This is a genomic window from uncultured Tateyamaria sp., assembly GCF_947503385.1.
Lineage (GTDB): Bacteria > Pseudomonadota > Alphaproteobacteria > Rhodobacterales > Rhodobacteraceae > Tateyamaria.
Genome location: NZ_CANNDO010000003.1, coordinates 142,464 through 156,672, shown reverse-complemented (window position 1 = coordinate 156,672; position 14,209 = coordinate 142,464). Strand labels below are relative to the sequence as shown.

Below are 14,209 nucleotides of genomic sequence, written 5' to 3'. Positions count from 1 at the left end.
TTGTGCCTCGTGCTCACATCCGCCACCATGCCAGTCATGGGCCGTGAGGCCAAGCGCGGGGAGGGCGTCGATGCCAAAGGAACGTCTGAGTGTTGTCGTTACGCGACGGTTGCCGGATGAAGTTGAGACGCGGCTGAGCGAGCTGTTCGACGTGCGGTTGCGCGAAGACGATGCGCCGATGTCGCGCAACGACATTGTGGAAGCGATGAAGACGGCGGATGTGCTGGTGCCGACGATCACCGACACTGTGGATGCCGCGATGATCGGACAGGCGGGGGACCGCCTGAAACTGATCGCCAATTACGGTGCAGGGGTCGACAATATCGACGTGGCCACCGCGCGGCAGCGCGGCATTCTGGTGTCCAACACGCCCGGCGTGCTGACGGATGACACCGCGGATATGACCATGGCGCTGATCCTCGCCGTGACGCGCCGCATCCCCGAAGGGCTTGCGGCCATGCAGGGCGATGACTGGTCCGGCTGGGCACCCACCGCGTTCCTCGGGGGGCGGGTTGCGGGGCGCAGGCTGGGCATCCTTGGCATGGGCCGGATTGGACAGGCGGTGGCGCGCCGGGCGGCGGCGTTCGGGATGCAGGTGCATTACCACAACCGCAAGCGCCTGCGCCCCGAAACCGAGGCCGCGCTGGATGCGACCTATTGGGAAAGCCTCGACCAGATGGTGAGCCGCATGGATGTGGTCAGCGTGAACTGCCCGCATACGCCGTCCACGTTCCACCTGATGAACGCGCGGCGTCTGAAACTGATGAAACCGGACGCGGTGATCGTGAACACGTCACGCGGGGAGGTGATCGACGAAAACGCCCTGACGCGGATGTTGCGTGCAGGTGAAATCGCCGGTGCCGGGCTGGATGTGTACGAGCAGGGACGGGAGGCGAATCCCCGCCTGCGCGAACTGAAGAACGTGGTACTGTTGCCGCATATGGGGTCCGCCACCCGGGAAAGCCGGATCGAAATGGGCGAAAAGGTCATCATCAACATCAAAACGTTCGATGACGGCCACCGCCCACCGGATCAGGTGGTGCCCTCAATGCTGTGACGGATCGGACAACGGTGCGTTTTCCGATCAGGAATTTTTGTAAAATTCTTTTGCGCCCAAGGAGGACCCCATGCGCTTTTGCCTGACTGTTGCCCTCACCCTGATTGCCAATGCCGCGATTGCGCAGGAGACGGCAGATGCCGTGCAGCCCGAGGGCAGCACCTCCGGTTCGGCGGCCGTGTTGTCGGAGGCGGCGGCCGCCGCGCAAGCTGCGAAAGACGCAGGCACGCCGGTATCCGCCCAAAGCTACATGGTCGTGGCGGCGAACCCGCTGGCTGTTCAGGCGGGGGTCGATGTGCTGGCCGAAGGCGGGACTGCCGCAGACGCGATGGTGGCTGTGCAGGCGGTGCTGGGTCTGGTGGAACCGCAGTCCTCGGGCCTGGGCGGGGGTGCGTTTCTGGTTTGGTATGATGCTGCGCGCGGCGCATTGACGACGCTGGACGGGCGCGAAACAGCGCCGTTGGCGGCCACGCCGCGGTTGTTTCAGGACGACGCGGGCGAACCTCTGAAATTCTTTGATGCGGTCGTGGGTGGGCGGTCTGTCGGGACCCCCGGTACACCTGCGCTGCTTGAGGCGTTGCATGAACGCTGGGGCAATCAGCCATGGGCGGGGCTGTTCGATGATGCAATTGATCTGGCGGATGGTGGCTTTGCCGTGTCGCCGCGCCTTGCCGGGTTGGTGGAGCGTGACGCCGAACGCCTGTCACGCTTTGCCGATACCTCGGCCTATTTCCTGCCTGGCGGCACGCCGTTGCAGGTGGGCGACACGCTGACCAACACAGCCTATGCGCAGACATTGCGGGCCATTGCCGCAAGCGGGACGGACGCGTTTTACACTGGACAGATTGCTGCGGATATCGTGGCAACCGTCGCGGGCGCCGACGGCAATCCCGGCGTGCTGTCTGAACTTGATCTGGCAGTTTACCGGGTCAAAGAGCGGGCACCGGTCTGCGCCGCCTATCGTGGCCATGATGTCTGTGGCATGGGCCCTCCGTCCTCAGGGGCGCTGACCGTCGGTCAGATACTGGGCATGTTGGACAGCTACGACCTCGCCGCACTGGGGGCCGAAAATCCCGAAAGCTGGCGGTTGATCGGGGATGCCTCGCGGTTGGCCTTTGCGGACCGGGGGCGGTACATGGCCGACAGCGACTTTGTGCCCATGCCGACGGCGGGGTTGGTAGACCCGGCCTATCTTGCCGAACGTGCCGGACTGCTGTCCGGTGACGCCGCACTGGCAGAGGTGTCACCGGGAGCGCCGGCTTTCGATCATGCGCTGAACTGGGCGGATGATGAAAGCATTGAGCTGCCTTCGACCTCGCATATCTCCATCGTCGACAGTTTTGGCAATGTGGCGTCGATGACGACAACCATCGAGAACGCGTTTGGCTCACGCCTGATGACCAACGGGTTCCTGCTGAACAACGAGTTGACGGATTTCAGCTTTCGCACCCAGAGCGACGGCGTGCCGATTGCGAATGCGCTGGCACCGGGCAAACGCCCGCGGTCGTCCATGTCGCCGACCATCGTTATGAAAGACGGCGCACCGGTGCTGGCCGTGGGCTCGCCCGGCGGCAGCCGCATCATTGGCTACACCGCCAAAACGATCATTGCGCATCTGGATTGGGGGATGGATGTGCAACAGGCTGTCGATCTGCCTCATGCTGTGAACCGGTTTGGCACGTATGACGTGGAGGCCGGCACGACGGCAACAGAGCTTGCCCCGGCGCTTGAGGCCATGGGATACGAGGTGAACATGCGCGATCTGACTTCGGGCCTGCACGCCATCGCCATTGGTGACGGTCTGCAAGGCGGGGCCGATCCGCGTCGCGAGGGGATTGCGCTGGGCGATTGAGCCCTGACGCCATGAGGGAGGACATGCATGGCACAAGCCATTGATCTGCCACGCAATGAAGCGGGCATTGCCACTGCGCTGGGTGTTTTGAAACAGCGTTTTGGCGATCAGTTTCAGACCGGGCAGGCCATTCGGGACCAACACGCCCACACAACCACATGGATCAGAGCGCAGGCACCGGATGCGGTGGTCTTTCCGGCGTCGACCCAAGACGTGTCAGAGATCGTGAAGATCTGTGCCACACACAAGGTGCCGATCATCCCTTTTGGTACGGGCACCTCGCTTGAGGGGCATGTGAATGCCCCCGCGGGCGGCATTTCGGTCGATATGAGCCGGATGGACAAAATACTGGCCGTTCATGCCGAAGACCTCGACTGTGTAGTTCAGCCGGGTGTGACGCGAGAGGATCTGAACACCCATTTACGGGACCGAGGGCTGTTTTTTCCGATTGATCCCGGCGCCAATGCGTCACTCGGAGGGATGGCGGCGACGCGGGCATCGGGCACCAATGCGGTGCGCTACGGAACGATGAAGGACAATGTGCTGAGCCTAGAGGCCGTCATGGCTGATGGCCGCGTGATCCGCACTGCGCAAAGAGCCAAAAAGACCTCTGCCGGATATGACATGACCCGGTTGCTGGTGGGCTCAGAAGGCACACTGGGCCTGATCACTGAAATCACGCTGAAGCTGCAAGGCATACCGGAGGCTATTTCGGCGGCGCGGATGTCCTTTCCGTCGATTGATGCGGCCTGTCGGGCGGTGATGACGACGATTCAGTACGGGATTCCGGTGGCGCGGATCGAACTGATGGACGAACTGAACGTGAAGGCCGCCAACGCCTATGCCAAGCTCGACCTGCCCGAAACGCCGCTGTTGCTGCTGGAATTCCACGGATCCGACCGGGGTGTGATTGAACAGGCGGAGATGTTCGGGTCCATTGCAGAGGATGTGGGCGGCACCGATTTCGCAACCACCGCCACGGCGGAGGAGCGCAACAGGCTGTGGAAGGCGCGGCACGATCTGTACTGGGCGACGCTGCAATTGCGGCCCGGTGCGCAAGGCATTTCGACGGATGTGTGCGTGCCCATCTCACGGCTGGCCGAGGCGGTGACAGGGGCGCAGGACAAGGCGGCGGAACTGGGCCTGCTGGCCCCGATTGTCGGCCATGTGGGCGATGGGAATTTCCACAGCCTCGTTCTGATCGACATGGAAGATGCCAGTGAAATCGAACGCGCCGAAACGTTCACCGCCTTTCTCGCCGACGAGGCGATCCGGATGGATGGCACCTGCACCGGCGAACACGGGATCGGACAGGGCAAGATGCCCTATCTGGTCAAGGAACTGGGGGCCACAACAGAATTCATGTCCGCCATCAAGGGCGCGCTGGACCCGCAGGGGATCATGAACCCCGGCAAGATTTTCGGCCCGCGCCGTGACTAGGCGTCTTATCGCTTGGGTGTTGGCCAGTTGTTGTGCGGTCACGGGCGCGCTGGCCGATGAGACGGCGCGCTACCGCGTTGAGATTGCATTGAACTGGGACGGGTCTGTGCAGGATGGGCATCCGGCGGACAAACACTGGTCGCGGTTGATCGCGTTTGCGCATTCGTCGCGTTACACGCTTTTTGCTGATGGGGACACAGCGTCGAGCGGGCTGGCCTTGGTCGCGACAAACGGGCGTGTCGGCGTGCTGGAAGCCGAACTGGCCGAAGCCCGCCGTCGGGGGCGCGTGGGTGCGCAATTGGTTGTGCCGGGGCTGGATGCGGGCGTTGGCACATTCAGTGTAGAAGTGGAGGTCACGGATAGGTTCCGTTTTGTGTCCTTTGCGACCATGTTGGCACCAAGTCCGGACTGGTTTTCGGGCGCAAGCGCGGTACCGCTGATGGATGATGCGGGTTGGCTGGCCTCCGTGACGGTGCCCTTGTGGGTGTGGGATGCGGGGGCTGACAGTGGCCCGGCCTTCATGGGGCCAAACGCAGACACGCAGCCGCGCCAGTCGGTGCGGTTGCTGAGCCACCCTGCATTCCTGACCCCGGAGGGCCTCGCGCCCATTGGCACCGCAACATTCACCCGACTGCCCTGATCCCAATGCCGCTGCGCGACGACATGTTTTAGGGGGTCGTTGCCCCCCGGCCTGCGGCCTCCCCCCAGGATTTTTCAGGACAGAGACGGGGACGCCTGTTGGCGCGCGTCGTTTTTCTGCTGTGACCGGTCGGCTTGTTGGCGCGGCGGTCCTGCACTTTTCCTAGAACGTGGGGGACGATGTCATGGGGAGTCGGGACATGAAAACGCAAGTCAAAGCGCTGGTTGTGGGTGGTGGTGCTGTCGGCACGTCGATTGCGTACCATCTGGCGCGCGCGGGCTGGGACGATGTCATGTTGTTGGAGCGGGACGAGCTGACCTCCGGCTCCACATGGCACGCGGCGGGACTGCTGCCCTATTTCAACATGTCCTATGCGACGACGCATATCCACGACTATTCGATCAAGTTCTACAAGACCCTCGAAGAGGAGACCGGCCTGAATGCGGGCTTTGCCGTTGTGGGCAATTTGCGTATGGCGCAAACGGATGAGCGGATGGAGGAGTATATGCTTTATGCCTCCACCGCTGAGACCTGTGGGGTGCCTTACGCGTTTATGACGCCCGAGCAGATCAAGGCGAAGTGGCCACTGATCCGGACCGAGGACCTCAAGGGCGCGCTCTATCACCAGACAGATGGCTACATTAACCCGGCGGATGTCACCATGGCGATGGCCAAGGGCGCACGTCAGCGGGGCGTGATGATCGAACGCAAGTGGCAGGCGGACGCGTTCCACTGGACCGGAGACGCGTGGGAGGTCACGGCCACCAAGATGGTCGAAAAGGGCGGCAACCTCGTGCCGTCGGACGAGCAGATTGTGATCACGGCCGAACATGTGGTGACGGCGTCCGGCAACCATGCGCAGCGTACGGCCCGGATGCTGGGCATCAAGATGCCCGCCATTCCCGTCGAGCATCAGTTCATTGTGATGGAACAGGACTCCGAACTGGTCAAATTCCGAGCCGAAGGTAATGCTGAACATCCGGTGATCCGGGATGCTGACGCGCAATCCTATGTGCGCGAAGAGCGCGGCGGCTGGATACTGGGTGTCTATGAACACGGCGCGCCCGCACGGTTCGAACACGGCGTGCCCGACAGTTTCCGGGCCGATCTGTTCCAGTTGGATCTGGAGCGGATCGAAGAGCAGTATATGGCGATGATCCACCGTGTGCCGTCCTGTGAAACATCCGGGCTCAAGGACGATTTTAACGGGCCGATCTGTTACACGCCTGATGGCAACCCGCTGGTTGGCCCGGCACCGGGTCTGCACAACATGTGGCTGGCCGAAGGGTTTTCGTTCGGAATCACGGCCGCGGGCGGCACCGGTTACTACTTGGCGCAGATGATGGTGGAGGGTGAGGCCGAGATCGACATGGCCTCGCTCGACCCCAAGCGGTACGGCGATTGGATGACCACCGAGTACGCGGCGCGCAAGAACGAGGAATGCTACGCGCATGTTTACATCCTGCACCACCCGGATGAGGAGCGCGAAGCCTGTCGTCCGCTGCGCACCGGCCCTGCCTATGACCGGCAAAAGGCCGCAGGTGCGCAGTTTGGCTGTGTGAATGGCTTTGAGCGGCCAAACTACTATGGGCCGCTGGATGCGCCGGACAGTTTTGACCACGACGCGCGGTCGTTCCGCCGGGGTGGCTGGTGGCAATATGCGGTCGACGAGGCAAAGGCCATCCGCGAGGGTGTCGGGCTGATGGATGCGACGGCCTTTACCAAGCACCGGATTTCCGGGCCGGGGGCAACCGCGTTCCTCGATTGGTTCACCACCAACAAGCTGCCCAAAGTTGGCCGGATCAACCTGACTTATGCGCTGACAGAAGCGGGCACCACGCGAACCGAATACACCATCGTACGGCTGGCCGAGGATGACTATTACCTCGTGTCGGCGGGCGCTTGGCACGCCTATGATCAGGATTACCTGTACAAGGCCGTTGCGGAGAAAGAAGCCGCATTCGGACGGATCAATGCAGAGGATGTAACGACCCGTTGGGGTGTGTTTGCCATTGCCGGACCCAAGTCGCGCGACGTGCTGAACACGCTGGTCAAGGATGCCGATCCGGCAACGGTTCTGTCGAACAAACGGTTCCCGTGGCTGTCCTATCGGGACATCGAACTGGGCATGTGCCCGGTGCGCGCAATCCGCGTGGCCTATACCGGAGAACTGGGCTGGGAATTGCACCACCCCATTGAGATGCAGAACTACCTTTGGGATCAATTGGTCCGGGCTGGTGAGCCGCACGGTATGAAACTGGTAGGAGCGCGGGCGCAGAACTGGCTCCGGCAGGAGAAATCCTACCGCGCATTCGGGACAGAACTGGGTCGGGACGCGACACCGCTTGAGGCCGACCTGCCGCGTTTTGTCGATCTGTCGAAAGATTTCCATGGCAAGGCCGCGATGGAAGACAAGGGCATTCGATCCAAATGCGTGACCCTGCTGATCGACGGGCCAGACGATGCGGACCCATGGGGCCGTGAGGTGCTGTACGATGGCGAAACCCGCGTGGGGCGTCTGACATCCGGCGGCTATTCGGTGGCGTTTGGCAAGTCCATCGGCATGGGCTACGTGACGCCCGATCTGGCCGTGCCGGGCACCAAACTGAAGGTCAAGATGTTCGATCAGTTGTGGGACGCCGAGATTGTCGAAGACAGCCCCTATGATCCAAGCAACACGGTGATCCGGCAAGACGGCTAGCGATTGACGCACGTCAAAGACAAGGGCGGCTGAACGCGGTCTGATGGGGCAATTCCGAAACCGGAGGTGCCCGCCGTGACCAAGACCGACAGTCCGCTAAAACCCGTGCCCGTGCCGGAGGCTGAACACGCCTCTGCGCAGGCCTTTGACATATCCGAATACCCATATTCGGACCGCATGACCCGGTCGGACTATGAGAAGGAAAAGGCCGCGCTTCAGGTCGAATTGCTCAAGGTGCAGTTGTGGGTGCAGGACACCGGCCAAAAGTTCGTCTTGCTGTTCGAAGGACGGGACGCTGCGGGCAAGGGCGGGACGATCAAGCGGTTCATGGAGCATCTGAACCCGCGCGCCGCGCGTGTTGTGGCGTTGAACAAACCCAGCGACGAAGAGCGTGGGCAATGGTTTTTTCAACGTTACATCAAGCATTTGCCGACCAGCGGTGAAATCGTCCTTTATGACCGGTCGTGGTACAACCGTGCAGGTGTCGAGCGGGTGATGGAGTTTTGTGCACCGACCGAATACCTCGAATTTATGCGCCAGACGCCTGAATTCGAACGGATGCTGACACGCTCCGGCATCCGCCTGTTCAAGTACTGGTTTTCGGTCACCCAAGGCGAGCAGCGCCGCCGGTTCGAGGCGCGTCAGACCGACCCTCTCAAACAGTGGAAGCTGTCGCCGATTGACCGCGCCAGCCTCGACAAATGGGACGAATACACCGAGGCGAAAGAGGCGATGTTCTTCTATACGGACACGGCGGATGCGCCGTGGACAGTGATCAAATCCAACGACAAAAAACGCGCGCGCATAAACTGCATGAAGCACTTTTTGTCCAGCATCGACTACCCGGACAAGGATCTGGACGTAGTCACGCCGCCGGACCCGAACATCGTGCATCATGCCGACACGGTTGTGCACGCGTCGGATCACATCCTTGCAGCATCGCTGCATCCAAAAACACGCAAAAGCTAACATCAGGACAAAGAAACATGACGCATACCCCGCACGAACTGGCCAGTGACTTTCCCGAACATGCCGAACGCATTTCCGAATTGCGCCAAAGTGATGCGCATTTTGCGCGGCTGGTCGACAAGTACCACGGGCTCAACCGCGATGTGCACCGGGCCGAAACCGACGTGGAGCCGGTGAGCGACACGCATATGGCCGATATGCGCAAGGAGCGGATGACGCTCAAGGACGAGATTTACGCCATTCTGTCGCGCTGATGCACAAGTCCAACGCATTTTAGTCAAAGCCGTCACAGATCACCGGGCGCAGGCAAGGTTCTGTCAATGTGGCGCGGTCCATATGACCGCACGCGATGATTTCAGAACGGAGTTGCGATGCGTGGGTTTTGGGGCGTTTGCCTTGCAAGCGTGATGACGGTAACGGCTGTGCCCACATGGGCAGAGATTGTGCCGATGATGCGGCGGGCGAGCCTTTTGACCGAAGCGGCGCCGCTTTTTGACCGGGCGACCCCGGCGGCCGCCGGGCAGGCGAGCCTGTTTGTCGGCACCACCGCAACCAGCCTGTTTGGCAAGGCGTTGTCGGACCCGTCGCTGCCCCGTGGCACCGGCGGAACGGCCCTTCAGCAATTGCGCAGCCTCATCGCCAAGGCCGAGGCCGGGGCCAAAGGGTATGACGCGGTTCAGTATGGTGCATGGGTGTTGCCCGGCGCGCCGCCAACGCAGATGACGCTGGGCGACATATATGCGTGGATCGATGCAACCCCGGGGATGCCGCACGCGATTGGGCGATACCAGTTCATCCCCCCGACGCTGCGCCGCTTGGCCAATCGTTTGGATCTGAGCGAGAGCACGGTGTTTACGCCGCGTGTTCAGGACGCGCTTGCCGATGTGCTGCTGCGCGAGGCGGGCCTGCACCGTTTCCTCGCCGGGGAAATGCCGCGGCACGGGTTTATGAACAACCTCGCCAAAATCTGGGCCGGTTTGCCGAATGACACGGGCAAGTCACATTATCACGGCTATGCAGGCAACAAGGCGACAATGACGTGGGCGGCATTCGACGCACAGATGGCGCAGATTTTTCCCGGTTGAGCCCCGCATTTGTCGGCACAAAGGCACACGTCGGTCTGACGGTGACTAATTGGCCTCGTACCGCTCCAATATACCGGTGAGTGTGCCGTCATCATACATGGATTGTACTGCCGTGCGGTATGCTGCTGTCACGTCGTCGGGTAAGTCCGTGCTGGCCACCATCGAAATGGGGACAGAGTGGATGATGTCGCCAAAGATCAGCGCAGGCGATGCATCGAGTGCACTCCACACCCGCTGCATATTGCTTTTGGTCAGGAACCACGCTTCGACCCGGCCGGATTCCAACATGCGTGCGCTGGCTGCGGGATCGTGCATTCGAATGACATTCTCGAACGCGCGACGATTTAATAGGATCTCTCCGGTCGTACCGGTTTCCACCACGATGGATTTCAGCGCTCGCGCGGTATCCAGGTCGTCAATCCGGCCCGTTGTCGATGCAAACCGAAGCTCTGCCACGTTTATGTCGACCACCCACAAGAACAGGTCATCACGCTCTTTGCCGCGGAAAAGCGCGGGCATCAACGTGCCGGGCGTGTTCTGCAATTCAAAGATCGCACGTTCGAACGGAAGGAAGGTAATATCGACAGAACGACCTGCCCGCCGCGCGGCTTCGCGCATGATTTCAATGGCATACCCCGGATATTCGGTATCGCCCGCCACCATGAGCGGTGGATAGTGCGCAGCGACAACCCTGTCGCGAGGCTCCGCGGCAAGGGACGTCCATGCACTGCCGATGGCAATGGTAAAGGCAGCAATGAGAAGATGCATTTGGCGCACGATCGCAAATCTCCAAAGCTTGGTTTGTCGTTCAATGATAACGTACTTAATGGAATATTGCGCGTTTCAACTATTTAAAGTTGAATCTGTTCCCTGACATGAAAAAGGCCCCGCCAGAGGCAGGGCCTTACGCAGGTGTTTCGTTCCGTGCGATTTACTGCGGAATTTCGCCTTCGATGCCTTCGACATAGAAGTTCATGCCGGCCAGCGTGCCGTCATCCGCTGTCTCGCCATCCGCCAGCCACGCCGTCCCGTCCTGCTTGTTCAGGGGGCCGGTAAATGCGTGGTAGGACCCATCGGCCAGCGCGTCACGCAGGGCGATTGCCTCGGCTTTCACCTCTGCCGGCACAGCGTCGGAGATCTCGCCGATTTTCACCATGCCCGGACCGATGCCGTCCCACGTGTCCATCTGTTCCCAGGTGCCTTCCATCACGGCACGTGTGCGCGCGATGTAATAGGGCGCCCAGTCGTCGATGATTGACGACACGCGCGGGAAGGGCGCGTATTGCCCCATGTCGGAGGCCTGACCAAAGGTCACAACGTTGCCCGCTTCCTGAGCGGCGGCTTGCGGCGCGGTGGAATCAGTGTGTTGCAGAACGACATCCGCGCCTTGTTCGATCAGCACTTTGGCCGCGTCAGCCTCCTTTGCCGGGTCGAACCACGTGTACACCCAGACGATTTTCATCTCGACATCCGGGTTCACCTTCTTGGCGTGGATATAGGCCGAGTTGATTCCGCGGATCACCTCGGGGATCGGGAAAGATCCGATATAGCCGATGATGTTGGACTTGGTCATGTTGCCCGCAATGTGGCCTTGCACCGCGCGCCCCTCGTAAAAACGTGCGGAATAGGTCGACACGTTCGGATGCAGACGTTTGTAGCCTGTGGCGTGTTCGAATTTCACATCGGGGAACTTGGCCGCGACGTTATTGGTTGGGTCCATGTAACCAAAGGACGTGGTAAAGATCAGGTCGGCCCCATCCAGCGCCATCTGCGTCATCACACGTTCAGAATCGGGGCCTTCGGCCACGTTTTCGACGTAGACTGTTTCGACCTTGTCGCCAAACTCCGCCTCGACGGCGAGGCGGCCCTGGTCGTGTTCGTAGGTCCAGCCGCCGTCGCCCACCGGGCCGACATAGACAAAGCCGACCTTGGTTTTTTCGTGGCCATCGGCAAAGGCAGCGCCGCCGACACCCAGTGCCAGCACAGCGCCAGCAAGCAGTTTTCCGAATTTCATGAGTGGATGAACCCCCCGGTTTTATTGGCCTCTAGCTTGAGGCGTGGAATGTGCGCCCCAGTGAGCCGGGGGCGCGCGATTTGTCTGCGCTCAGAATCACCAGAACGATGATCGTCACGATGTAGGGGGACATTGCCAAATACTCGACCGGAATGGCAACGCCTGCGCCTTGCAGGTTCAACTGCAACTGAGTGATCCCGCCAAAAAGATAAGCACCCAGCAGCACCCGCCACGGTTTCCAACTGGCAAAGACCACCAGCGCCAGTGCGATCCACCCCACGCCCGCCGTCATGCCTTCGGTCCATTGCGGTACGCGGATCAGGCTGATGTAGGCGCCCCCCAGTCCAGCGCAGGCCCCGCCGAACATGATGGCAAGCGTGCGGATGCGCTTGACCTTGTACCCCAGCGCGTGGGCGGCATCGTGGTTTTCACCCACCGCGCGCAGGATGAGGCCCGCGCGGGTGAATTTCAGAACCGCCCATGTGGCCGCGATGATGACCAGCCCCAAATACACGATCAGGTCATGGCCAAAGACGATGGGTCCGATGACTGGAATGTCCGCGAGGGGCCCCAGAGGGGTCGTCTCGGTCCGGGGCGGTTTGATGCCGACATAGCTCTGGCCCATCAGTGCCGAAAGACCGAGACCAAAAAGCGTCAGCGCCAGACCGCTCGCCACCTGATTGGCGAGCGCCACCTGCGTGAGAAAGGCAAAAAGCAGCGACAGAACCGCACCGCCCATGGCCGCCGCGATAAACCCCACGGTCGGAGAACCGCTGTTCACCGTGATGATAAAGCCGCAGACCGCCCCGGTGATCATCATGCCCTCGACCCCAAGGTTCAGCACACCCGCGCGTTCCACCACCAACTCGCCAATCGCGGCGAGCAGGATGGGGGTTGATGCGGCGATCATCGCGGCAATCAGTAGTACAGGGTTGATGGCAGACAGGTCCATGGGCTCACTCAATCGGGTGGGTCAGACAACGCATCGCCCGTCCGGGGGCGGCGTCGCTCGACAGGGTCAACAGGATGACATCCGCTTGTGTCACGGTCGCGATGGCGCGCAGCTCTCCGGCAGGGGCTATGCCAAAGGTGCGGCCACGGGTCTTGCCGATCATCGCCAATTGCCCGTCAGCAAGCGTCCATGCGCCGCGCCAGTCGAACTGATGCGTCACGCCCTGCGGGCGCACCGTGCCCGTCGCGCTGAAATCTCCGCCCGCGCTCAGGGTAAAGTCGATGCGGACCGCCGCGTGGGGCGCGTCTTCGCCGGGCACCAGACCGCTGGTGCAAAACCACTGCCCGTGCCCGACGGAGGCGAGGAAGATCACGGCGGCCAAACCTGCCATCACGCCACCTCTGCCGTGCCGATGCGCACGCGGTAATTGGTCAACAAATCCAGCGCCAACAGGAAAAACAACAGCATCCCCTGAAACACCTGAATGGCAGCAGCAGGAAGGCCCAGTTGCGATTGCGCAATGTCACCCCCGATATAGGTCAACGCCATCAGCAGTCCCGCAGCGACAATTCCCAGCGGATTCAGGCGACCCAGAAAGGCCACGATGATTGCTGTGAACCCGTAGCCCACGTTGAAATCAATGCTGATCTGGCCGGACGGCCCCGACACTTCGAACATGCCCGCAAGTCCCGCCAGCAGGCCCGACATGCCCAGACAGAACAGGATCAACCGACCCGGATTGACCCCGCCAAAGCGCGCCGCTCGTGGGGCCTCACCGGTGACGCGAATGGCAAAGCCCAAGCGATGCCGCGACAGCAGCACATAGGCAAAAATGACAGCAATCAGCGCGGCGACAACACCCCAATGCATCCCCGTTTCCGCAATCAGTTCGGCATTATGCGCGGACGGGTATTGCTGCAAATTGCGACTGCCAGGAAAACCAAACCCTTCGGGGTTCTTCAGAAATCCCAATGACATGGAGGCCAGCAATTGTTCCGCCACATAGACCAGCATTAGGCTTACCAAAATTTCGTTTGTGCCGAATTTTACCTTGAGAAGGCCGGGGATCATGGCCCATGCCCAGCCCCCCAGCGCCCCCGCCAGCACCATCAGTGGAAAGATCAGCGCGCTTTCGGTCGGATAAAACGCCAAGCCCACCGCAGCGCCACATATGGCGCCGACAATGTACTGCCCCTCGGCGCCGATATTCCAGATGCCCGCCCGAAACCCCAGCGCCAGACCAATGGCGATCAGGACCAGCGGCGCGCCCTTGATCAGCAATTGCGGACGGTAGAAAAACGCGAACTCGCCAAAGATCGGCTCCCAGAAAATCGTGGCAATCGCCGCGACCGGATCTTTGCCCAGCACTGCAAATAGCGCGCCGCCAAAGATCATGGTCAGCACCACCGCCAGTACTGGCGTGGCATAAGCCATGGCCTGTGACGGCTGCGGGCGCGCCTCAAGCCGGATCATGGGCGCCGCCTGTTGTTTCTTCTGAC

At 61.2% G+C, this 14,209-nt stretch carries 13 protein-coding genes; 8 read left to right on the top strand and 5 right to left on the bottom strand.

Annotation, left to right across the window (positions count from 1 at the left end):
• The first annotated feature begins 70 nt into the window (after positions 1 to 70).
• From Q1A85_RS11860 to Q1A85_RS11825, 8 genes are all read left to right on the top strand, one after another.
• On the top strand, positions 71 to 1,057 hold the full coding sequence (locus Q1A85_RS11860; RefSeq protein WP_299689127.1) for a D-glycerate dehydrogenase: 987 nt from the start codon (positions 71 to 73) through the stop codon (positions 1,055 to 1,057).
• 70 nt (positions 1,058 to 1,127) lie between these two features.
• On the top strand, positions 1,128 to 2,909 hold the full coding sequence (gene ggt / locus Q1A85_RS11855) for a gamma-glutamyltransferase (protein ID WP_299689123.1): 1,782 nt from the start codon (positions 1,128 to 1,130) through the stop codon (positions 2,907 to 2,909).
• Positions 2,910 to 2,936: 27 nt separating this feature from the next.
• Positions 2,937 to 4,349 (top strand): FAD-linked oxidase C-terminal domain-containing protein, encoded by a 1,413-nt coding sequence (locus Q1A85_RS11850; RefSeq protein ID WP_299689121.1) that lies wholly within the window; start codon positions 2,937 to 2,939, stop codon positions 4,347 to 4,349.
• A complete protein-coding gene (locus Q1A85_RS11845; RefSeq protein ID WP_299689118.1) occupies positions 4,342 to 4,989 on the top strand; it encodes a spondin domain-containing protein in 648 nt (215 codons plus the stop codon). Before Q1A85_RS11850 ends, Q1A85_RS11845 begins: the two co-directional genes overlap by 8 nt.
• Before the next feature lie 199 nt (positions 4,990 to 5,188).
• Positions 5,189 to 7,690, top strand: a complete 2,502-nt coding sequence (locus Q1A85_RS11840; protein ID WP_299689115.1) for an FAD-dependent oxidoreductase — start codon at positions 5,189 to 5,191, stop codon at positions 7,688 to 7,690.
• A gap of 105 nt (positions 7,691 to 7,795) precedes the next feature.
• Positions 7,796 to 8,659, top strand: a complete 864-nt coding sequence (gene ppk2, locus Q1A85_RS11835) for a polyphosphate kinase 2 (RefSeq protein WP_299690188.1) — start codon at positions 7,796 to 7,798, stop codon at positions 8,657 to 8,659.
• Between the two features lie 17 nt (positions 8,660 to 8,676).
• Positions 8,677 to 8,913, top strand: a complete 237-nt coding sequence (locus Q1A85_RS11830) for a YdcH family protein (protein ID WP_299689113.1) — start codon at positions 8,677 to 8,679, stop codon at positions 8,911 to 8,913.
• 153 nt (positions 8,914 to 9,066) lie between these two features.
• Positions 9,067 to 9,744: a hypothetical protein gene (locus tag Q1A85_RS11825; protein WP_299689110.1), complete on the top strand. Its 678-nt coding sequence runs from the start codon at positions 9,067 to 9,069 to the stop codon at positions 9,742 to 9,744.
• A gap of 45 nt (positions 9,745 to 9,789) precedes the next feature.
• Here Q1A85_RS11825 and Q1A85_RS11820 read toward each other — a convergent pair whose 3' ends face one another.
• The 5 genes from Q1A85_RS11820 to Q1A85_RS11800 all read right to left on the bottom strand — a co-directional run bounded on the left by Q1A85_RS11820 (position 9,790) and on the right by Q1A85_RS11800 (position 14,183).
• Positions 9,790 to 10,512, bottom strand: coding sequence for a transporter substrate-binding domain-containing protein (locus Q1A85_RS11820; protein WP_299690185.1), 723 nt, complete (start codon positions 10,510 to 10,512; stop codon positions 9,790 to 9,792).
• A gap of 163 nt (positions 10,513 to 10,675) precedes the next feature.
• Complete coding sequence (locus Q1A85_RS11815) at positions 10,676 to 11,758, bottom strand: BMP family ABC transporter substrate-binding protein (RefSeq protein ID WP_299689107.1); 1,083 nt, start codon at positions 11,756 to 11,758, stop codon at positions 10,676 to 10,678.
• A gap of 31 nt (positions 11,759 to 11,789) precedes the next feature.
• A complete protein-coding gene (locus Q1A85_RS11810; protein WP_299689104.1) occupies positions 11,790 to 12,710 on the bottom strand; it encodes an ABC transporter permease in 921 nt (306 codons plus the stop codon).
• 4 nt (positions 12,711 to 12,714) lie between these two features.
• On the bottom strand, positions 12,715 to 13,101 hold the full coding sequence (locus Q1A85_RS11805; RefSeq protein ID WP_299689101.1) for a hypothetical protein: 387 nt from the start codon (positions 13,099 to 13,101) through the stop codon (positions 12,715 to 12,717).
• Entirely contained in the window at positions 13,101 to 14,183 is a 1,083-nt protein-coding gene (locus tag Q1A85_RS11800) for an ABC transporter permease (protein ID WP_299689098.1), read from the bottom strand. The genes Q1A85_RS11805 and Q1A85_RS11800 overlap by 1 nt, the downstream gene beginning before the upstream one ends.
• Positions 14,184 to 14,209 lie beyond the last annotated feature (26 nt).

Bases quoted from the DNA above. Each gene is read 5' to 3' on its own strand.
- Q1A85_RS11840 (WP_299689115.1), top strand. From the start codon at position 5,189: ATGAAAACGCAAGTCAAAGCGCTGGTTGTGGGTGGTGGTGCTGTCGGC.
- Q1A85_RS11820 (WP_299690185.1), bottom strand. From the start codon at position 10,512: ATGCATCTTCTCATTGCTGCCTTTACCATTGCCATCGGCAGTGCATGG.
- Q1A85_RS11825 (WP_299689110.1), top strand. From the start codon at position 9,067: ATGACGGTAACGGCTGTGCCCACATGGGCAGAGATTGTGCCGATGATG.
- Q1A85_RS11815 (WP_299689107.1), bottom strand. From the start codon at position 11,758: ATGAAATTCGGAAAACTGCTTGCTGGCGCTGTGCTGGCACTGGGTGTC.
- ggt (WP_299689123.1), top strand. From the start codon at position 1,128: ATGCGCTTTTGCCTGACTGTTGCCCTCACCCTGATTGCCAATGCCGCG.
- Q1A85_RS11830 (WP_299689113.1), top strand. From the start codon at position 8,677: ATGACGCATACCCCGCACGAACTGGCCAGTGACTTTCCCGAACATGCC.
- Q1A85_RS11810 (WP_299689104.1), bottom strand. From the start codon at position 12,710: ATGGACCTGTCTGCCATCAACCCTGTACTACTGATTGCCGCGATGATC.
- Q1A85_RS11800 (WP_299689098.1), bottom strand. From the start codon at position 14,183: ATGATCCGGCTTGAGGCGCGCCCGCAGCCGTCACAGGCCATGGCTTAT.
- Q1A85_RS11805 (WP_299689101.1), bottom strand. From the start codon at position 13,101: ATGGCAGGTTTGGCCGCCGTGATCTTCCTCGCCTCCGTCGGGCACGGG.
- Q1A85_RS11850 (WP_299689121.1), top strand. From the start codon at position 2,937: ATGGCACAAGCCATTGATCTGCCACGCAATGAAGCGGGCATTGCCACT.
- Q1A85_RS11860 (WP_299689127.1), top strand. From the start codon at position 71: ATGCCAAAGGAACGTCTGAGTGTTGTCGTTACGCGACGGTTGCCGGAT.